Raw genomic sequence first — 20,120 nt, 5'->3', positions numbered from 1 at the left:
CCGCATGAAGGCCTGCTATTCGGCTGGCGTTCAGGATGGTAGGACGAATAGACGAGGCGGAACCGTCACAGGCGGCAATCGTTCAATTAGAGGGACACTCTCGGGAGAGTCCGTTCACAGGGGAAGTACCATGAAGATCCGGCGCGTTCTTGTCTCCAGCCTTTGCGCTGTTTCGCTCGTCAGCCTCTCGGCCTGCGTGACCGATCCCAACACCGGCCAGCAGAAAGTCTCGCGCACTGCGATCGGCGCGGGCGGCGGTGCGCTGGCGGGCCTGCTGCTGGGCGGCCTGATCGGCGGCGGCACCGGCCGCATCATCGGCGCGGGCATCGGCGGCGTGGCCGGCGCGGCCATCGGCTACAACTACGACAAGCAGATCAAGCAGCTGCGCGAGCAGACTGCGGGCACCGGCGTGGATGTCAGCCCGGTCGATGGTGGCAAGGCGATCCTCGTCAACCTGCCCAACGGCGTGACGTTCGACACCGACAGCACCCTGATCAAGCCGGGCTTCCGCGACACACTCGACAAGGTGGCGCAGAGCCTTGTGCAATATCCCGATTCGCTGATCGACGTGTACGGCCACACCGATTCGACCGGTTCGGATGCCTACAACCAGACGCTTTCGGAAAACCGCGCCCGGGCCGTGGCGGACTATCTCTCCGCGCGCGGGGTGAACGCGGGCCGCGTGCGCAGCCAGGGCTTTGGCGAGACCCAGCCGGTTGCCTCCAACGCGACCGAGGAAGGTCGCTCGGCCAACCGCCGCGTGGAAATCAAGATCGTGCCGGTTTCGCAGGACGATGTCGCCCGCGCGCGGCAGGGGCAGTAATTCCCTTACCAGCCGGGTTGACGCATGGTCAGCCCGGCTGGCATCGCTCCTTCGCAAAGGAGCGCATCGATGACCTTTACCCGCCGCACGATTGGTGCCCACGAGACCAACCCCATCGGCCTTGGCTGCATGTCGCTGAGCTGGGCCTATGGCACGCCGCCGAGCGACGAGGACGGCAAGCGCCTCCTCGCCCGCGCGCTCGACCTTGGTTACGATCACCTCGATACCGCGCGCATCTATGGCGACGGCCATAACGAAACGCTGATCGGCGAGGCGCTTTCGGGCCAGCGCAACAGGTTCTTCCTCGCCAGCAAGACCGGCATCATCGTCGATGGCAAGGCGCGGCGGATCGATTGCAAGCCCGAAACGATCCGGGGTGCGCTCGAAACCTCACTGCGCCTGCTCAAGACCGATCACATCGATCTCTACTACCTCCACCGCCGCGATTTCACCGTGCCGATCGAGGAATCGGTGGGTGCGCTGGGCGATCTGGTGCGCGAGGGCAAGATCGGCGGGATCGGCCTCTCGGAAATGTCCGCCGAGACAGTGCGCCGCGCCCATGCCGAGCATCCCATTGCCGCGCTGCAGACCGAATATTCGCCGATGACGCGCAATCCCGAGATCGCGGTGCTGGATGTGTGCCGTGAACTTGGCATCACCTTCGTGGCGTTCTCGCCGGTTTGCCGGGGCCTGCTGGTGGACGAGCGGCCCGATCCCGCCGCGATGCCCAAGGGCGATATCCGCCCGAACATGCCGCGCTTCCAGGGTGAGAACTGGGCGCACAACCTTGGATTGGCCGAGGCATTTGCGGCGCTGGCCGCGCGCGAGGGCGTGACGGCGGCGCAACTGGCGCTCGGCTGGGTGCTGGCGCGGGGCCCGCATGTCGTGGCGATTCCGGGCACCTCGCGGCAGGATCACTTGGCCGAGAATATCGCGCGGTGGGACTGGGAACCCTCCGCCGCGCTGGTCGCCGAGGTGGACGCGCTGATCAATCATCAGACGGTCGCCGGGCACCGCTACGGGCCGGTGATGCAGGCGACGATCGATACGGAAGAGTTCGAGGCGGCCTAACGCCACACTGCGTCATCCCCGTGTTCTCGTCATTCCCGCGAAGGCGGGGATGACGAAGGAAGGGGTGACAAGGGCGACTGGCGGTGACAATGCGGGCTTCATGCCTCCGGCGGGGAAGGGGTATTCCCCTTCCATCCCCGTGATCGGGGTGCGGCAGCACGGTTTCATGGTTACACAAGTTACACTGTGTCACCCTCGATTTCTTGATCTATCTATCGGATTAAAGAGGATAACTCCGCAAGGCGGACGGGTGACACTCTGCCGCGCATTTTTTCAGATTTGGACTGACGATGGGAAATAGCACAGCCGCGAGGCCAGTGCGGCTTATGCCAGATCAGGGCGATGTAGGAAAATGGCGGGGCGGCGTTGGGCTGTTATTCCGGCGCTCCGCCAGCCCGTCCACCGCCGCAGCATTGCGCCGATCAGCCAGCGCGACCACACATCAGCAAACCGGTATGCACGCATTGTCGGATGGGTGGTTCATGATGGTTTCCAAACTGTCAATGGCGGTTACATACCGCGAACAGACTTAAAAATAATATATATTTTTCAATGTGTTATATGTTTGGCATCAAGTTTGCTTTTAACTGGCCTAAGTGCGTCAAGCACGATTGAATTCAAGGAGTTTGCATGATGAAAAAGGCGTGTCTCGCTGTTGCGAGCGTTCTGGCCCTCGCCGCGGCCGCCCCTGCCAATGCGGCGGTGTTTTACCAGTCGTTTGAAAGCCCTGCGCTGGGTACTGGCAGTGGCGCATATGCCTATGGCACCACAAACCCGTTCAGCGGCAACCCCAACGTCCCGTCGACCACGTTCTCGATCCCGGGCGTGACGTTCCTGGGAGCCAGCGGCGTCCAGACCAACGGCAGCGCTTTCGGGTTCACCAATGCCCCGGACGGGACCAAGACGGCTTTTATTCAAAGCTATCAGGGTACCGGTGGTGCGATCAGCATTGCGCTCACGGGCCTCACTGCGGGGCAGCGGTACTTCGTGAACTTCAGCGCAGCGCTTCGTGGTTATATTACTCCCAGCAACAACACGGTCGGGAATCCGTTCACTCTGAGCCTCGCCAGTTCAGCGCCGCTCTCGACGACTTCGTTTTCGCCGACGAGCACTGCTTTCAGGCCTTTCACGAGCAGTTTCGTTGCCGGCAGCACGAGCGATACCCTGACATTCAGGGGCAGTGCTCTTCCCGGCGATGCAACCGTTGGGCTTGATGCGATCAGCGTTGCGGTCCCTGAACCTGCCACTTGGGCGATGATGATCATCGGCTTCGCCATGATCGGTTTCGGCCTGCGCAGCCGTCGCAAGCAGTCGGTTCGCGTTACCTACGCCTGACTTGCCAGACAGCTTCAGACATTGGCCGCCGACCTTCCGGGGTCGGCGGCCTTTTTCTTTCGGTGGCGCCGACCACAGGCTGCACGTCCCGCTGGTGACCATCATCCAGCGAAGTTACGGCAGAAGCTGTCACTTCGCGGTCCGGCCATCTCGGTCGCGAACTGCTCAATACGTCATTGTCGGACCTGCGCGAGAACATTGCCCGGGATGCGAGGGCTGGTGGCCCTTGCCCGCCGGAGGCTCTTTCTACGCCATCCGGCTCGCGCGCTCTGCCAGACGGTCCACTGCCGCCGCGTGGATCGCAGGCGCTGCGGCGAGGAGGCCGAACGCACGCGGATCACGTTTGTTGTAGGCCAGCGGCGCACCGAAGGCGTCGCTCACCGCCGCACCAGCTTCGCGGGCGATGAGCGTCGCGGCGCCGATGTCCCATTCGTAGCCCCAGCGCAGGGTGGCGAGGAGGTCGGCTTCGTTGGCGGCGACCATGGCGATGCGCAGCGCAATGGAATTGGGTTTGTCGACGAGCACGAGGTCGTGGTCGACGCGGGGGAGGGCGTCGGCGGGGACGCGGGCTCCGGTGAGTTCGAGGCGGTTGCTGGCGGTGAGGGGCCGGTCGTTGCGGGTCGCGCCTTGTCCCGCGATGGCCTGCCAGTATTCGCCGCGCGCGGGGGCATCGAGCGCGCCGATGAGAGGGCGGCCTTCGGAGATGAGGGCGACGGAGACGGCCCAGCCGGGGCGGCCACGCACGAAATCGCGGGTGCCGTCTATGGGGTCGACCAGCCAGCACAGCCCCTTGTCGAGCCGTGAGGGATCGTCGGCGGTTTCCTCTGAGAGCCAGCCGGCGGCGGGGAGGAGCGCGCCCAGTTCCTGTTTGAGATAGGCATCGACAGCGAGATCGGCGGCGGAAACGGGGTTGTTCGGGGACTTGTCCCACACATCGAGCGCATGGCCGTGGCCGGGCCAGCTGGCGAGCGCCAGGCGTCCGGCTTCGGCCATGATGGCGCGGAAGCGGTCGAAGTCGATCATTGGCTCTTGCGATGCGGGTTTGGTGGCCCAAGCGCAAGGGTCTCGTGGGGCTGGCGGTCGTGTCGTGCATTCGTATTCCGCCGCGCAGGCGGGGAATGCATCCATGCAGGCGCGAAAGGGGTGTGCGGACCCTTTTCAAGCCCTTAGTCGTGTGCTTAAGGCAGCGCGACTTGCCGGGTTCAAACCGCTTGCTCTCATTCTCTCTTTGCGGGGATCACGCATGAACGTTCATGAATATCAGGCCAAGGAATTGCTTGCCAAATTTGGCGTCGGCATTCCGGCGGGCATTGCTGCCCTGACCGTGGAAGAAGCGGTTGCGGCCGCGAAGCAGCTGCCCGGGCCGCTCTATGTGGTGAAGGCGCAGATCCACGCGGGTGGGCGCGGCAAGGGCAAGTTCAAGGAACTCGCCCCCGATGCCAAGGGCGGCGTGCGGCTGGCGAAGTCGGTCGAGGAAGTCGAGGCGTTTGCCAAGGAAATGCTCGGCAACACGCTGGTGACTGTGCAGACCGGCGCGGCGGGCAAGCAGGTAAACCGGCTCTACGTGACCGATGGCGTCGATATCGCCAAGGAATACTACCTCTCGATGGTGGTGGACCGGGGCACGGGCCGCGTCGCCATGATCGTCTCGACCGAAGGCGGCATGGATATCGAGGAAGTGGCGCACAGCACCCCTGAGAAGATCGCCACGATCACCATCGATCCGGCGCAGGGCTTCATGCCGCACCACGGCCGCGCCGTGGGCTATGCGCTGAAGCTGACGGGCGAGCTCAACAAGCAGGCCGCGACGATTGCCAAGCAGCTCTACACCGCGTTCATGGCGCTCGATTGCGACATGCTGGAGATCAACCCGCTGGTGGAAACGAAGGACGGCAATCTGCTCGTCCTCGACACCAAGATGAGCTTCGACTCGAACGCGCTCTATCGCCATCCCGATGTCGTCGCGCTGCGCGACGAGACCGAGGAAGACCCGGCGGAGATCGAGGCCAGCAAGTACGACCTCGCCTACATCAAGCTCGACGGCAACATCGGCTGCATGGTGAACGGCGCTGGCCTCGCCATGGCGACGATGGACATCATCAAGCTGAACGGCGAATTCCCGGCCAACTTCCTCGATGTGGGCGGCGGCGCGACGACCGAGAAGGTGACCGCGGCGTTCAAGATCATCCTGCGCGATCCGGCGGTGAAGGGCATTCTCGTCAACATCTTCGGCGGCATCATGAAGTGCGACATCATCGCCGACGGCATTGTCGCCGCGGCGAAGGAAGTGAACCTGCAGGTTCCGCTCGTCGTGCGCCTCGAAGGCACCAACGTGCAGCAGGGCAAGGACATCCTTGCCAATTCGGGTCTCCCCATCGTCCCCGCCAACGACCTTGGCGATGCCGCGCAGAAGATCGTGGCCGAAGTCCGGAAGGTTTCCTGATCCATGAGCATTCTTGTCAACAAGGCCACCAAGGTCATCACCCAGGGCATGACCGGCAAGACCGGCGCGTTCCACACGCAGGCCGCGCTCGATTACGGCACGCAGATGGTCGCGGGCGTCACCCCCGGCAAGGGCGGCACCAGCCACATCGGCCTGCCGCAGTATGACACCGTCGCCGAGGCCAAGGCCGCGACCGGCGCGACCGCGAGCTGCATCTACGTGCCGCCTCCGGGCGCGGCGGATGCGATTCTGGAAGCCATCGACGCGCAGATGGAGCTGATCGTCTGCATCACCGAGGGCATTCCGGTGCTCGACATGGTGCGCGTGAAGCGCGCGCTGCAGGGTTCGAAATCGCGCCTGATCGGGCCGAACTGCCCGGGCGTGCTGACGCCGGACGAGTGCAAGATCGGCATCATGCCGGGTTCGATCTTCAAGAAGGGTTCGGTGGGCGTGGTCTCGCGTTCGGGCACGCTGACCTATGAGGCGGTGTTCCAGACCTCGAACATCGGCCTTGGCCAGACGACGGCTGTCGGCATCGGCGGCGACCCGGTCAACGGCACCAACTTCATCGACGTGCTCGAGCTGTTCCTCGCGGACGAGGACACCAAGTCGATCATCATGATCGGCGAGATCGGCGGCGACGCGGAAGAGAACGCGGCGCAGTTCCTGATCGACGAGGCCAAGCGTGGCCGCAAGAAGCCGATGGCCGGCTTCATCGCGGGCCGCTCGGCGCCTCCGGGCCGCCGCATGGGCCACGCCGGCGCGATCGTTTCGGGCGGCAAGGGCGATGCGGAAAGCAAGATCGCGGCGATGGAAGAAGCGGGCATCCGCGTTTCGCCTTCGCCGAGCCTGCTGGGCGAGACGCTGGCGGAAGTGCTGAAGGGCTGAGGTTATTGGCCTTCGGGATAAGGGAAGGGCCGGGGGGAAACCTCCGGCCTTTTTTGTTGTGGCTCAGGCTTCCGCAGCCAGTTCCGCCTCAACCTCCACCGCAGCCGCTCCGCAGTGGGTGCAGATGAAGCGCACGGCGTTGTGGTAGCGCGCCAGCGCATCCACCGGCTCGGCGTAGCCTGCGATTTCGAGGCCGACGAGGCCGTGCATCTGGCCCCAGACGAGGAAGGCAAGGTCCTGCACTTCGGATGGGTCAGGCGCAGCTGCATGGTGGTGCGCAAGGCAGGTGCCGACTGCGTCGACCAGCGCGGCGAAGGCCGGATAGGCATCCTCCACCGGTACGGCGAGCGAGGCAAAGCGGGTGTTGCGGCCAGCGGGGGCGAAGCGCTTTTCGCCGCCGAACATCAGGCGGTAGAGCCCGGTGTTATCGAGCGCGAAGCGGCGGTAGGCGAGCATCTGGCGGACCATCCAGCGCAAGGGGGCCTCGCGGTGTTCGGCGGCAAGCGCATAGGCGTGCAGCCGCGCGAAGCCGGCCGTGTAGAGCGCCTGCATGAGGCCGGGTTTGCCGCCGAACAACGTATAGATCGCCATCGTCGAAAACCCGCAGGCGCGCGCCAGTTCACGCAACGAGAGGCCGTCCGGCCCATGCTTGCGCACGAGGCCTTCGGCAGCGGCAAGGAGGCGGGCGCGCTGGTCCTCGCGGTTTGGTTCATCCCGTGTCGCGGCTTGCGTCATCGCCGGTTCATGGCGGCTTGCACGCGGGAATACCAGTGCTATAACACTGTTATTGAGTCGAGCCGGAGAGCGGACAATGGGCGAGGACAGCAAGGTGGGCGTGATCACGCCGATCGCCGTGCGGCAGGGCGCATTTGCCTTTGCCGATGATACCCCCGCGCACTGGATTCCGCATGCGCCTGAACTCGCGCAGATGATCAACGGCGCCTCGTTCACGATGCCGCATCTGGAACCGTTTCTGGTCGCCACGCTGGGCGAAGCGGCCAAGCTGATCACGGACCCCGCCGTGCGGCGCGAGGCGCGCGATTTCTGCATGCAGGAAACCCAGCACTACCGCACGCACCGGCGCTTCAACGATGTGATCCTCGGGCAGGGTTATGGCGCGCTGGCGGAGATCGAGGCGGACATGGCGCGTTCCTATGCGCGGCTCGCCAAGCGCCCGCTGGCGGTGCGGCTGGCCTATGCGGCGGGGTTCGAGGCGATGACGCTGGGGCTGACCGACTGGCTGGTGGGGAACCGCGCCGGGCTGTTTCGCGGGGCGGACCCCCATGTCACTTCGTTCATCCTGTGGCACATGGTCGAGGAGACCGAGCACAAGCTGGTGGCGCATGACGTCTATCAGGCGGTGACGCCCGGCTACTGGCGGCGCGCGTTTGGCGTGCTGCATGGATCGCTCGATGTGATCCGCTGGAGCCGGAGGTGCTACCGCGCGCTGCTCCTGGCGGATGGACGCTGGCGGCGGCCCTCCTCGCGGATCAAGGTCTGGTGGTGGGCGGCGCGGTTCCTGCTGGGGACAGTACCTGCGCTGCTGCGCGCCATGGTGCCGGGGCATGATCCGCGCGCGGTGAAGGACCATCCCTGGGTGGCGGAATGGATCGCGGGCCATGAACGGACCGGGGAGCGCGGTGCGCCGATGCCGCTGATCGATACACAGAGCGCCGTGATGCCGGTGCCGTTCTGAGGGGGGATTGAGGATGGACGGTTCGGAGCTGCGTGGCGTGCAGCGCATGCTGATCGTGCAGGGCGGCTATGTGATGCTGTTGGGGTTCGCCGCGGGGTTCGGCTTCGTGTTCTACCTGATCGGCAGCGTGGAGCTTTGGCCGATCCCGGGCAAGATCGCGGTGCAGCTGCCGGGCAGCGACAAGGCCTGGCGCATGGCGCATATGGAAGGCGTGCTCAACGGGCTGATGCTTTGGCTGGTGGCGGCGCTGCAGCCGGCAATGGCGCTGCCGGTGCAGACGGCACGGCGGATCGCGCGGATGCTGGTGCTGACGGCGTGGTGCTTTCCCATCGCCTCGCTGTTCGACGCGCTGTTCAAGGACAGCCGGGGCCTGAAGTTTGCCGCGCCGGTGACCAACCTGATCCCGTTCTTCCTGTTCTACGTGGGCATCATCGCGCTGGTCTGGGCGGTGGTGGAGATCGTGGTGCGGGTGCGAAAGCAGGGCTGAACTATCGAACTATCCCTCCACGATCCGGTAGGGCACCAGATCGCGCTGGCTGGGGTCGACCGCGATGGCCTTGTCGCTGGGCGGGAAGGCGCGCTGGTCGCAGTGCCCTCGGGGGCAGATGCGGCAGGAGATGCCGATGCGCGTGACGGCGTCTTCGTTCGTCAGGTTGAGGCCGTCGGCATAGACAAATTCGTCCGCAAGCGCGGCTTCGCAGCCGAGGACGACGGCGTAGCGGCGGGGCTGGCGGTAGTAGCTGCCGCTGGGTTTCACGAGGCCCTTGGCGATCGAGACGTAGCGGATGCCGTCGGGCATTTCGGCCAATTGCACGTGGATGCGGTCGGGGATGGCGACCGCCTCGTGGACGATCCACAAGGGGCACGCGCCGCCAAAGCGGCCGAACTGGAGGCGCGTGGCGGAGTGGCGCTTGGTGATGTTGCCCGCCATGTCGACGCGGGCGAAGAACACCGGGATGCCGCGCGCCTGCGGGCGCTGAAGCGTAGAGAGGCGGTGGCAGCATTGCTCGAAGCTGACGTGGAAGAGTTGGCGCAGGCGGTCGATATCGTGGCGCAACGTGCGCGCGGCGCTGCGGAAGCGCTCGTAGGGCATGAGGAGTGCGCCCGCCGCGTAGTTGCCGAGGCCGACGGTGAGGAGGTGGCGCGCGGCTTCGGTCTGCAGCGGGGCTGAGGCGACGATCTCGGCGATCTGGTCCTGCAGCGCCAGCGCGGCGACCTGATAGGCGAGCTGGAAGCGGCTTGATTCGTTGGGCTGGGCGGAATCGAGCTGGAGGTGGCGTCTGGCCGCATCGAAGCGGCGGAGCGCCGCGCCGCTCGCCCATTCGATGGTGACGCCTTCGCGGCGCAGCCATTGCTGCATGGTGCGGATGCGAGGGGACGCTTCGTCTCCGGCAATCTGGTGGGCGAGTGTCTCGGCGTCGCGGTCAATGCGGTCCACATAGTTGTTGGCGAGGTGGAACCAGTCGCGCACTTCCTCCCACGGCAGGCGGCCGCCGGCGATTTCCGAGCCGCCGAGGTCGAAGCCTATGGCCTCGTCGAGCATTTCGAGACGCTGGCGGCCCTTGGCGAACAGACCGTGGAGCGCGACGAAGCTTGTCGCGAAGGCGGGGAACTGGCGGGCGAGTCGTTCGACTTGTTCCGCCGGAATGGCGCCGGGCAACTGCGGATCGGCGAGGGCCTCGCGCAGCGATTCCGCCAGGGTATCGGCATCGGGCGGGGCGAAATCGTCCCAGTCGATCGGGAACGCGGCGCGCAGGCGTTCGGCGAGCGCGGGGGTGAGGTGGCGCTCGTCCGTCTCCAGCTGCGAGAGATAGGGCGCGCTGATGCCGAGGGCGTGCGCCATTTCCGCCTGACGCAGGCCGCGCCGGGTGCGGAGGGTGCGCAGGGCTTGCCCTGCAAAGAGCCTTCGGTTTGCCATGAACGCGAGACTAGTTTGCAAAGTGGTGCTTTGCAACTTTGCTGAATTGCATTGGACAGGCGCGCCGTGATGCGGCATCCGCCAGCGCCTTGACCGCTTGCAGCCGAGGAATGCCCGCGCATGTCTGCCAATATCGCCGAAATGGAAAAGCGCCGCGAGGCGGCCCGCATGGGGGGCGGCCAGCGCCGCATCGATGCCCAGCACGCCAAGGGCAAGCTGACCGCGCGCGAGCGGCTCGACATCCTGCTCGATGAAGGCAGCTTTGAAGAGATCGACGCCTACGTCGAGCACAACTGCGTCGACTTCGGGATGCCCGAGCAGACCATTCCGGGCGACGGCGTTGTCACGGGTTCGGGCACGATCAATGGCCGGCTGGTCTATGTGTTCAGCCAGGACTTCACCGTGTTCGGCGGCGCGGTGTCCGAGCGGCACGCGATGAAGATCTGCAAGATTATGGACACCGCGCTGAAAGTCGGCGCGCCAGTGATCGGGCTCAACGATTCAGGCGGCGCGCGCATTCAGGAAGGCGTTGCCAGCCTTGGCGGCTATGCCGAGATCTTCCAGCGCAACGTGCTTGCCTCAGGCGTCGTGCCCCAGCTCAGCCTTATCATGGGCCCCTGCGCGGGCGGCGCGGTCTATTCGCCGGCGATGACCGACTTCATCTTCATGGTGAAGGACAGCAGCTACATGTTCGTCACCGGGCCGGACGTGGTGAAGACGGTGACGAACGAGATCGTGACGCAGGAAGAGTTGGGCGGCGCAGTGACGCATTCGACCAAGACGTCTGTGGCGGATCTTGCCTGCGAGAACGACATTGAGGCGCTGCTGATGGCGCGCGAATTCTTCGATTATCTGCCGCTGACCAACCGCTCCGGGGTGCCCGAGCGACCGACGGCGGACGCGTGGGACCGGCTGGAGCACAGCCTTGACACGCTGATCCCGGCCTCGGCCAACCAGCCTTATGACATGCACGAGGTGATCACCAAGACGCTGGACGAGGGCGAGTTCTTCGAAATCCAGCCCAAGCATGCCGCGAATATCATTTGCGGCTTCGGGCGGATCGAGGGCAAGACCGTGGGCGTGGTGGCGAACCAGCCGATGGTGCTGGCAGGCGTGCTCGACATCAATTCCTCCAAGAAGGCCGCGCGGTTCGTGCGCTTCTGCGATGCGTTCGAAATTCCGATCATCACGTTTGTCGACGTGCCGGGCTTCCTGCCGGGCACCGCGCAGGAACTGGGCGGGATCATCAAGCACGGCGCCAAGCTGCTGTTCGCCTATGCCGAGGCGACCGTGCCCAAGATCACCGTGATCACGCGCAAGGCCTATGGCGGGGCCTATGACGTGATGGCCTCCAAGCACTTGCGCGGCGATCTGAACTACGCCTGGCCGACCGCCGAAATCGCGGTGATGGGCGCGAAGGGCGCGGTGGAGATCATCTTCCGCGGGCTTTCGACCGAAGAGCAGGCGGTGAAGACGAAGGAATACGAAGACCGCTTCGCCAACCCGTTCGTGGCGGCGAGCAAGGGCTTTGTCGACGAGGTGATCCATCCGCACTCGACGCGGCGGCGCATTGCGCTGGGGCTGCGGAAGCTGCGGAACAAGAGCCTCGAGAACCCCTGGAAGAAGCACGACAATATTCCGCTGTGAGCGGCGTGAAGGACATTTCGACATGACAGACATCTTCATCGTTTCCGGCGCACGTACCGCCATCGGCACCTTCGGCGGCAGCTTGGCCTCGTTCCGTCCGGCGGATCTGGGCACCATCGTGATCAAGGAGGCGATTGCCCGCGCGGGGCTGACGCCGGACAAGGTCGAGAACGTGGTGATCGGCACTGTCGTGCCGACGCAGCCGAAGGACGCCTATGTCAGCCGCGTCGCGGCGGTGAACGCGGGTGTGCCGATCGAAAGCCCGGCGATGAACGTGAACCGGCTGTGCGGTTCGGGCCTGCAGGCGATTGTCTCGGCCGCGCAGGGGATTGCGCTGGGCGAGCAGCAGATCGCGATTGGCGGGGGCTGCGAGGTCATGTCGAACGCGCCGCATATGGTGCTGACGGCGCGCAACGGCCAGAAGATGGGCGATCAGGTGATGATGGACGCCATGCTCGGCGCGCTCCACGATCCCTTCGAGAACATCCACATGGGCGTGACGGCGGAGAACGTCGCCGAGCGCCACCAGATCACGCGCGAAACGCAGGATGCGCTGGCGGTGGAAAGCCACCGCCGCGCCGCTGCCGCGACGGCGGCGGGTTATTTCAAGGAGCAGATTGTCCCGGTCGAGATCAAGACGCGCAAGGGCGTCACGGTCTTCGATACCGACGAGCATTTCCGCGCCGATGCCAGCGTCGAGGCGATGGCCACGCTGAAGCCGGTGTTCAAGAAGGACGGCACTGTCACGGCGGGCAATGCCAGCGGCATCAACGATGGCGCGGGCGCGGTCGTGCTGGCGAGCGGGGAAGCGGTGGCCGCGCACGGCCTGAAGCCGCTGGCGAAGATTCTGGCGTGGGGCCATGCGGGCGTCGAGCCCAATGTCATGGGTCTCGGCCCGGTCAAGGCAGTGCCGGTGGCGCTGAAGCGCGCGGGGCTGACGCTCGACCAGATCGACGTGATCGAGAGCAACGAAGCGTTTGCGGCGCAGGCTTGCGGCGTGGCCAAGGAGCTGGGCTTCGATCCCGCGAAGACCAATCCCAACGGTTCGGGCATTTCGCTCGGCCACCCCATCGGCGCGACGGGTGCGATCCTGACGATCAAGGCGGCCTACGAGCTGCAGCGCACCGGCGGCCAGTATGGCCTCATCACGATGTGCATCGGCGGCGGTCAGGGCATCGCCATGGTGATCGAGAGGGTTTGATCATGAAGCTCGGCCGTTTGAATCACATCGGCGTTGCGACGCCTTCGATTGCGGACAGCATTGTGTTCTGGCGCGACGTGATGGGCGCGACGAAGATCCATGAGCCGTTCGATCTGCCCGAACAGGGCGTGAAGGTGTGCTTCGTCGATACGCCGGGGGCCGATGGGGCGCTCAATGGCACGCAGATCGAGCTGATCGAGCCGCTGCCGGGCAATACCGGGATCGCGGGCTTTCTGGCGAAGAACCCCGCCGGGGGGCAGCACCACATGTGCTACGAAGTGCCGGACATTCACGCCGCCAAGGCAGCCTTCGAGGCACTGGGCAAGCGCGTGCTGGGTGAGCCGCGCATCGGCGCGCACGGGACGCTGATCTTCTTCGTCCACCCCAAGGACATGGGCGGCGTGCTGACCGAGATCATGGAGACGCCGAAAGCGGCGCATTGAGGTTTGCCGGGAGAGGGAGTGCGCACGGCAGGCGCCCCAAGCCCCTCTCCAACTTCGGCTAGGCAGCAAGCTGCCAAGCCTGCGTATCCTCTCCCCTGAAGGGGAGAGGGCATTGAGGATAGAGCGATGGCGAATATCGAAGACTGGCAGAAGGCCGCCTCGAAGGAAGTGAAGGGCAAGGACCTCACCTGGCAGACGCCCGAAGGCATTGCCGTGAAGCCGCTCTATACGGCGGAGGACGTGGCCACCGATCCGGGCCTGCCAGGCTTCGCGCCGTTCACGCGCGGGGTGCGGGCTTCGATGTATGCGGGGCGGCCCTGGACGATCCGGCAATATGCGGGCTTCTCCACCGCCGAGGAATCGAACGCGTTCTATCGCCGCAATCTGGCGGCGGGGCAGAAGGGCCTCTCGGTCGCGTTCGATCTGGCCACCCATCGCGGCTATGACAGCGATCATCCGCGCGTGGTCGGTGATGTCGGCAAGGCGGGCGTGGCGATCGACTCGGTCGAGGACATGAAGATCCTGTTCGACGGGATTCCGCTCGATCAGATGTCCGTCTCGATGACCATGAACGGCGCGGTGATCCCCATCCTCGCGTTCTTCATCGTGGCGGGCGAGGAGCAGGGCGTTGCCCGCGCGCAGCTCGACGGGACCATCCAGAACGACATCCTCAAGGAGTTCATGGTCCGCAACACCTATATCTATCCGCCCGAGCCGAGCATGCGGATCATCTCGGACATCTTCGGCTATACCAGCCGCGAGATGCCGAAGTTCAATTCGATCTCGATTTCCGGCTATCACATGCAAGAAGCCGGGGCGACGCAGGTGCAGGAGCTCGCGTTCACCATCGCCGACGGCATGGAATACGTGAAGTACGGCGTCGCCTCGGGCCTCGATATCGACAAGTTCGCGGGCCGCCTCAGCTTCTTTTTCGCCATCGGCATGAACTTCTTCATGGAAGTGGCCAAGCTGCGCGCGGCGCGCGTGCTGTGGCACCGGGTGATGACGCAGCTGGGCGCGCAGGATGAACGCAGCAAGATGCTGCGCACGCATTGCCAGACTTCGGGCGTGAGCTTGCAGGAGCAGGACCCCTACAACAACGTGATCCGCACCACGATCGAGGCGATGGCCGCGATGCTGGGCGGCACGCAGTCGCTCCACACCAACGCGCTCGATGAAGCCATCGCGCTGCCGACCGACTTTTCCGCGCGCATCGCCCGCAACACGCAGATCGTGATCCAGGAAGAGACGGGGATGACCAAGGTGGTCGATCCGCTCGGCGGCTCGTACTACGTCGAGGCGCTGACGCAGGAGCTGGTCGACAAGGCGTGGGAAATCATCGAGCGCGTCGAGGCCGAAGGCGGCATGGCCAAGGCTGTGGCGGCGGGCTGGCCCAAGGCGATGATCGAGGAAGCCGCTGCCGGACGGCAGGCGCGGGTCGACCGCGGCGAGGACGTGATCGTCGGCGTCAACAAGTATCGCCTCGCCAGCGAAGACCAGCTCGATACGCTGGAAGTCGACAACATGGCGGTGCGCGAAGGCCAGATCGCGCGGCTGAAATGGGTGCGCGAGAGCCGCGACGAGACGAAGTGCCGGGCGGCCTTGAATGCGCTGACTGAGGGCGCGAAGACCGGCGGCAACCTGCTCGAACTGGCGGTGGAAGCCGCGCGGCACCGCGCGACCTTGGGCGAGATTTCGGACGCGATGGAGATCGTGTTCGGCCGCCATGGCACGCATCCCACGCCGGTGCGCGGCGTCTACAGCGCCTATTACGCGGGCGACGCGCGCTACCAGCAGGTGCTGGATGGCGTGGAAGCCGTGACGCGCCGGCTGGGCCGCGCACCGCGCATGCTCGTCTCCAAGATGGGCCAGGACGGGCATGATCGCGGGGCGAACGTGATCGCCTCGGCGTTTGGCGACATGGGCTTCGACGTGACGAGCAGCCCGCTGTTCCAGACGCCAGAGGAAGCGGCGAAGCTGGCGCTGGAGGCCGACGTCGATGCGGTCGGCGCGTCGTCGCTGGCGGCGGGCCACAAGACGCTGATCCCCGAACTGATCCGCCACCTGCGCGAAGCGGGCCGCAGCGATATCAAGGTCGTCGCGGGCGGCGTGATCCCGCCGCAGGACTACGATTTCCTGCGCGAGGCCGGGGTGCAGGGCATCTATGGCCCGGGCACCAATGTGGTCGAAGCAGCGGCGGATGTGCTGCGCCTCTTGGGTCACAACATGCCGCCTGCGGGCGAAGAGCTGCAGGCGGCGGAGTAAGCCCGTGGCCGATGCGCCCAAAGGCTATGTCGTCGCCGAAGTCGACGTCCACGATGCGGAAGGCTTCGCGGCCTATCGCGCGGCGGTCCCGGCGGTCATCGCGCAATATGGCGGGCGCTACATGGCGCGCGGCGGTGCGATCACCGGCGTCGAGGGCGAGGCGCCGACGGGCCGGATCGTGATTGTCGAGTTTCCGAGCAAGGCGCAGGCCGAAGCCTTTGTGCATTCCGCCGAATATGCCCCGGTGGCAGCGATCCGCCAGCGGACCAGTTCCTCGCGTCTCTTTGTTGTTGAAGGGGTGGAGGGGTGAGTCGCCAGCATCCCGCCTTCTTACTTCCCGTCACCCCGGGCTTGACCCGGGGTTCGGCTGCCTTTGGCTGGCCGCAAGAAGCCAAGCCCCGGATCAAGTCCGGGGCGACGAGGGGTGGAGGTTTGGTGGAATGAGCGGGCGTCGTCGTATGTCGTTCATTTTAACAAGCCTGCTGCTGTGGGCTCTCCTCGGGGCAACACTTTGGTTGTTGCTCGGCACGCTGGAAACGAGCTGCAAGTTGCAGGAGGCGCGTTCTGGTTTGTGGGCGGAATGCTTCGCTCCAGCCGGCCAGATTTTTCTCAGCCTGTTTGTAGTGGTTCTTATTGTCGACCTGATCCGGATTGCTTCGGTGCTGTGGGCTGCGAAGCCTGAGAAGGAATGAGAATGTTCAAGAAAATCCTCATCGCCAACCGTGGCGAGATTGCCTGCCGTGTGATCAAGACCGCGCGGCGGATGGGTATCCAGACCGTGGCGGTCTATTCGGATGCCGATGCGCGCGCGCCGTTTGTGAAGATGGCGGATGAGGCGGTACATATCGGGCCTTCGCCGGCTGCGCAGAGCTACCTCATCGCCGACAAGATCATCGCTGCGTGCGAGCAGACCGGCGCCGAGGCGGTGCATCCGGGCTATGGGTTCCTTTCGGAGCGCACCTCGTTTGCCGAAGCGCTGGCGGCCAAGGGCATCGCGTTTATCGGGCCGCCTGTTGGCGCGATTGCTGCGATGGGCGACAAGATCGAGTCCAAGAAACTTGCGCTGAAGGCCGGCGTCAATGTCGTGCCCGGCTTTGTGGGCGAGATCGAGGATACCGAGCACGCGGTGCGCATCTCGGACGAGATCGGCTATCCGGTGATGATGAAGGCCTCGGCCGGTGGCGGCGGCAAGGGCATGCGGCTGGCCTATAACGAGCAGGACGTGCGTGAGGGCTTTGAAGCCACCAAGCGCGAAGGCCTGAACAGCTTTGGCGATGACCGCGTGTTCATCGAGAAGTTCATCCTCAACCCGCGCCACATCGAGATCCAGATCCTCGGCGATCAGCACGGCAATATCCTCTACCTCAACGAGCGCGAATGCTCGATCCAGCGGCGGCACCAGAAGGTGGTCGAGGAAGCCCCCTCGCCCTTCGTGACGCCGAAGATGCGCAAGGCGATGGGTGAGCAGTGCGTCGCGCTGTCCCGCGCGGTGGGCTATTATTCGGCGGGCACGGTGGAGCTGATCGTTTCGGGCGCGGACCCGAGCGGCGAGAGCTTCTACTTCCTCGAGATGAACACCCGCCTGCAGGTGGAGCACCCGGTGACCGAAGCGATCACCGGCATTGATCTGGTCGAGCAGATGATCCGCGTCGCGGCGGGCGAGAAGCTGGCCTTCACGCAGGACGATATCGGCATCGACGGCTGGGCCATCGAAAACCGCGTCTATGCCGAGGATCCCTATCGCGGGTTCCTGCCCTCGACTGGGCGGCTGGTGCGCTATGATCCGCCGGTGGAAGGCTGGACCGACGACGGCGAAGCCAATGGCCGGCGCGGCGTGGACGGCGTGCGCGTAGATGACGGCGTCTACGAAGGCGGCGAAGTCTCGATGTTCTACGACCCGATGATCGCCAAGCTGGTGACCTGGGGGGAAACGCGCGACGAAGCGGCGGACAAGCAGATCGAGGCGCTCGATGCCTTCGAGATCGAGGGGCTGGGCCACAATATCGATTTCGTCTCGGCGATCATGCAGCACCCGCGCTTCCGTTCGGGCGAGCTGACCACCGGCTTCATTGCCGAGGAATACCCGGACGGCTTCCACGGCGCGGCGACTTCTGAGGAGACCAAGCGTTCGCTCGCGGCGCTGGCGGGCTTCCTCGCCACGGCGCGCTCGGACCGGGCGCGGCAGGTCGACGGGCAGCTCGGCGAAACGCTCGACCCGCCGTCCGAATGGTCGGTGCGCATCGGCGAAAACGATTTTGCCGTCGTGGTCGACGAGGAAGCGATCTCCGTCGATGGCGACGAGATCGATCTTGAGCTCGAATACACGCCGGGCGACCGCGTGGTCATGGCCGAAGTCGGCGGCAAGCCGCTGACGGTGAAGGTCAAGCCGCGCCCCACCGGCTTTACGCTGACGACGCGCGGGGCGAGCCACGACGTGCGCGTGCTCCCGGCCCGAATCGCCGAGCTGACCAAGCACATGATCGCCAAGGTCGCGCCGGACATGTCGAAGTACCTCGTCTGCCCGATGCCTGGGCTGCTCGTGGCGCTGCATGTCGGCGTCGGAGATACGGTCGAGGCCGGACAGCCGCTTGCTGTGGTCGAGGCGATGAAGATGGAAAACATCCTGCGCGCTGAGAAATCGGGCAAGGTGAAGGCGGTCAACGCGGCGCAGGGTGAAAGCCTTGCAGTGGATGCGATCATCCTTGAAATGGAGTAGAAGCCGCTCTGATGCCCGTGCTCACATTCGTGCATGGGCACCGGGTGAGGTTGACGTTTACGTAAGCGCCAATTATGCGCGCGCCATCGATTTGAGAAAGGCCTGACACGATGAAAGCCCTGGTCTGCGTGAAGCGGGTGATCGACTACAACGTGAAGCCGCGCGTGAAGGCGGATGGCACGGGGGTTGACCTTGCCAACGTGAAAATGAGCATGAACCCGTTCGACGAGATCGCGGTCGAGGAAGCCATTCGCCTCAAGGAAAAGGGCGTGGTCACCGAGATCGTGGCGGTTTCGGTCGGGCCGGCCAAGGCGCAGGAAACGCTGCGCACCGCGCTCGCCATGGGTGCGGACCGCGCGATCCTCGTCGTCAGCGAAGACGAGGTCGAGCCGCTCGCGGTCGCCAAGATCATCAAGGCGATTGCCGATGAAGAGCAGCCGGGCCTGATCATCACCGGCAAGCAGGCGATCGACGACGACGCCAACCAGGTCGGCCAGATGGTCGCCGCGCTGCTGGGCCGTCCGCAGGGCACTTTCGCCAACGAAGTGTCGGTCGAGGGTGACAGCATTGTCGTGAAGCGCGAGATCGATGGCGGTCTGGAAACGGTGAAGCTGGCGCTGCCCGCCATCGTCACCACCGACCTGCGCCTCAACGAGCCGCGCTACGCCTCGCTGCCCAACATCATGAAGGCGAAGTCGAAGCCGCTCGCAAGCAAGACCCCGGCGGACTACGGCGTCGATACCGCGCCGCGCCTGAAGACCCACAAGGTCACCGAACCGCCGGTGCGCAGCGCGGGCATCAAGGTGCCCGATGTCGACACGCTGGTTGCCAAGCTCAAGGAAATGGGAGTCGCCTGATGTCCAAGACACTCGTTTGGGTCGAACACGACAACGCTTCGGTCAAGGACGCCACCCTCGCCGTTGTGACCGCCGCCGCGCAGATGGGCGAAGTGACTGCGCTGGTTGCAGGCTCGGGCTGTGACGGCGCTGCCGCTGCCGCCGCGCAGATCGCGGGTGTGAGCAAGGTGCTCAAGGCTGATGACGCGGCTTATGCCAACGCGCTCGCCGAAAACGTCGCGCCGCTCGTCGCTGGCCTGATGGCCGATTACGACGCCTTCGTCGCGCCCGCCACCACCACCGGCAAGAACATCGCGCCGCGCGTCGCCGCGCTGCTCGATGTGATGCAGGTTTCGGACATCCTCTCGGTCGAAGGTCCCAAGACCTTCACCCGTCCGATCTACGCCGGCAACGCGATTGCCACGGTCGAATCGACCGACGCCAAGATCGTCGTCACCGTGCGCGGCACTGCCTTCGCCAAGGCGGATGCAACCGGCGGTTCGGCGGCAGTGGAAGCCGTGGCGGCTGCGGGCGATGCCGGCACGTCGAGCTTCCTCGGCTCGGAAATCGCCAAGAGCGAGCGTCCGGAACTGACCTCGGCCAAGATCATCGTCTCGGGCGGTCGCGCGCTGAAGGATGCGGAAACGTTCCAGAGCGTGATCATCCCGCTTGCGGACAAGCTCGGCGCAGGCGTCGGCGCGAGCCGCGCTGCGGTGGACGCGGGCTATGTGCCCAACGACTACCAGGTCGGCCAGACAGGCAAGATCGTGGCGCCGGAAGTCTACATCGCGGTCGGCATCTCGGGCGCGATCCAGCACCTTGCGGGCATGAAGGATTC

At 65.1% G+C, this 20,120-nt stretch carries 19 protein-coding genes; 16 read left to right on the top strand and 3 right to left on the bottom strand.

All coding sequences use genetic code 11. The features are described from left to right. The first annotated feature begins 130 nt into the window (after positions 1–130). The 3 genes from K5Q19_RS01435 to K5Q19_RS01425 all read left to right on the top strand — a co-directional run bounded on the left by K5Q19_RS01435 (position 131) and on the right by K5Q19_RS01425 (position 3,229). The gene (locus K5Q19_RS01435; RefSeq protein WP_292940185.1) at positions 131–823 is read left to right on the top strand and encodes an OmpA family protein; all 693 of its coding nucleotides are present in this window, start codon (positions 131–133) and stop codon (positions 821–823) included. Between the two features lie 69 nt (positions 824–892). Next, complete coding sequence (locus K5Q19_RS01430; protein WP_292940182.1) at positions 893–1,894, top strand: aldo/keto reductase; 1,002 nt, start codon at positions 893–895, stop codon at positions 1,892–1,894. Positions 1,895–2,524: 630 nt separating this feature from the next. Next, on the top strand, positions 2,525–3,229 hold the full coding sequence (locus tag K5Q19_RS01425; protein ID WP_292940179.1) for a PEPxxWA-CTERM sorting domain-containing protein: 705 nt from the start codon (positions 2,525–2,527) through the stop codon (positions 3,227–3,229). Between the two features lie 246 nt (positions 3,230–3,475). Here the strand turns inward: K5Q19_RS01425 and K5Q19_RS01420 are convergent, their stop codons facing one another. Continuing rightward, entirely contained in the window at positions 3,476–4,252 is a 777-nt protein-coding gene (locus K5Q19_RS01420) for a 3'(2'),5'-bisphosphate nucleotidase CysQ (RefSeq protein ID WP_292940176.1), read from the bottom strand. 220 nt (positions 4,253–4,472) lie between these two features. Here K5Q19_RS01420 and sucC point away from each other — a divergent pair, with 220 nt between their 5' ends. Both sucC and sucD read left to right on the top strand, forming a co-directional pair. Then, positions 4,473–5,672: an ADP-forming succinate--CoA ligase subunit beta gene (sucC, locus tag K5Q19_RS01415; RefSeq protein WP_292940173.1), complete on the top strand. Its 1,200-nt coding sequence runs from the start codon at positions 4,473–4,475 to the stop codon at positions 5,670–5,672. 3 nt (positions 5,673–5,675) lie between these two features. Then, positions 5,676–6,560, top strand: coding sequence for a succinate--CoA ligase subunit alpha (gene sucD / locus K5Q19_RS01410; protein WP_292940170.1), 885 nt, complete (start codon positions 5,676–5,678; stop codon positions 6,558–6,560). A gap of 63 nt (positions 6,561–6,623) precedes the next feature. On the opposite strand, the gene K5Q19_RS01405 is transcribed toward sucD, so the two are convergent. Next, entirely contained in the window at positions 6,624–7,295 is a 672-nt protein-coding gene (locus K5Q19_RS01405) for a TetR/AcrR family transcriptional regulator (protein WP_292940167.1), read from the bottom strand. A gap of 76 nt (positions 7,296–7,371) precedes the next feature. On the opposite strand from K5Q19_RS01405, the gene K5Q19_RS01400 reads away from it, so the two are divergent. Both K5Q19_RS01400 and K5Q19_RS01395 read left to right on the top strand, forming a co-directional pair. After that, on the top strand, positions 7,372–8,256 hold the full coding sequence (locus K5Q19_RS01400; RefSeq protein WP_292940164.1) for a metal-dependent hydrolase: 885 nt from the start codon (positions 7,372–7,374) through the stop codon (positions 8,254–8,256). Between the two features lie 13 nt (positions 8,257–8,269). Beyond that, the gene (locus K5Q19_RS01395) at positions 8,270–8,743 is read left to right on the top strand and encodes a hypothetical protein (RefSeq protein ID WP_292940161.1); all 474 of its coding nucleotides are present in this window, start codon (positions 8,270–8,272) and stop codon (positions 8,741–8,743) included. A gap of 9 nt (positions 8,744–8,752) precedes the next feature. On the opposite strand, the gene K5Q19_RS01390 is transcribed toward K5Q19_RS01395, so the two are convergent. Then, positions 8,753–10,174 carry a helix-turn-helix transcriptional regulator gene (locus tag K5Q19_RS01390; protein ID WP_292940158.1) on the bottom strand — a complete coding sequence of 474 codons (1,422 nt, stop codon included), beginning with the start codon at positions 10,172–10,174 and terminating at the stop codon, positions 8,753–8,755. 120 nt (positions 10,175–10,294) lie between these two features. On the opposite strand from K5Q19_RS01390, the gene K5Q19_RS01385 reads away from it, so the two are divergent. The 9 genes from K5Q19_RS01385 to K5Q19_RS01345 all read left to right on the top strand — a co-directional run. Next, positions 10,295–11,821, top strand: coding sequence for an acyl-CoA carboxylase subunit beta (locus K5Q19_RS01385; protein WP_292940155.1), 1,527 nt, complete (start codon positions 10,295–10,297; stop codon positions 11,819–11,821). 22 nt (positions 11,822–11,843) lie between these two features. Continuing rightward, positions 11,844–13,022 carry an acetyl-CoA C-acyltransferase family protein gene (locus K5Q19_RS01380; protein ID WP_292940152.1) on the top strand — a complete coding sequence of 393 codons (1,179 nt, stop codon included), beginning with the start codon at positions 11,844–11,846 and terminating at the stop codon, positions 13,020–13,022. Between the two features lie 2 nt (positions 13,023–13,024). Next, positions 13,025–13,465: a methylmalonyl-CoA epimerase gene (mce, locus tag K5Q19_RS01375; RefSeq protein ID WP_292940149.1), complete on the top strand. Its 441-nt coding sequence runs from the start codon at positions 13,025–13,027 to the stop codon at positions 13,463–13,465. Between the two features lie 126 nt (positions 13,466–13,591). Beyond that, a complete protein-coding gene (gene scpA / locus K5Q19_RS01370; RefSeq protein WP_292940146.1) occupies positions 13,592–15,730 on the top strand; it encodes a methylmalonyl-CoA mutase in 2,139 nt (712 codons plus the stop codon). A 4-nt stretch (positions 15,731–15,734) separates the two neighbouring features. Beyond that, positions 15,735–16,040 carry a DUF1330 domain-containing protein gene (locus tag K5Q19_RS01365; protein WP_292940143.1) on the top strand — a complete coding sequence of 102 codons (306 nt, stop codon included), beginning with the start codon at positions 15,735–15,737 and terminating at the stop codon, positions 16,038–16,040. Between the two features lie 130 nt (positions 16,041–16,170). Beyond that, complete coding sequence (locus K5Q19_RS01360) at positions 16,171–16,422, top strand: hypothetical protein (protein WP_292940140.1); 252 nt, start codon at positions 16,171–16,173, stop codon at positions 16,420–16,422. Positions 16,423–16,424: 2 nt separating this feature from the next. Further along, the gene (locus K5Q19_RS01355; protein WP_292940137.1) at positions 16,425–18,446 is read left to right on the top strand and encodes an acetyl/propionyl/methylcrotonyl-CoA carboxylase subunit alpha; all 2,022 of its coding nucleotides are present in this window, start codon (positions 16,425–16,427) and stop codon (positions 18,444–18,446) included. A 110-nt stretch (positions 18,447–18,556) separates the two neighbouring features. Further along, a complete protein-coding gene (locus K5Q19_RS01350) occupies positions 18,557–19,303 on the top strand; it encodes an electron transfer flavoprotein subunit beta/FixA family protein (RefSeq protein WP_292940134.1) in 747 nt (248 codons plus the stop codon). Then, the coding region (locus tag K5Q19_RS01345) for an electron transfer flavoprotein subunit alpha/FixB family protein (RefSeq protein ID WP_292940131.1) at positions 19,303–20,120 on the top strand (818 nt) is incomplete at its 3' end. The genes K5Q19_RS01350 and K5Q19_RS01345, both read left to right, overlap by 1 nt.

Origin of the sequence: Novosphingobium sp. (assembly GCF_019748365.1) — a bacterium.
Taxonomy (GTDB): domain Bacteria; phylum Pseudomonadota; class Alphaproteobacteria; order Sphingomonadales; family Sphingomonadaceae; genus Novosphingobium.
The sequence above is the reverse complement of the archived record's forward strand: the minus strand, read 5'-3'. Positions and strand labels throughout refer to the sequence as shown.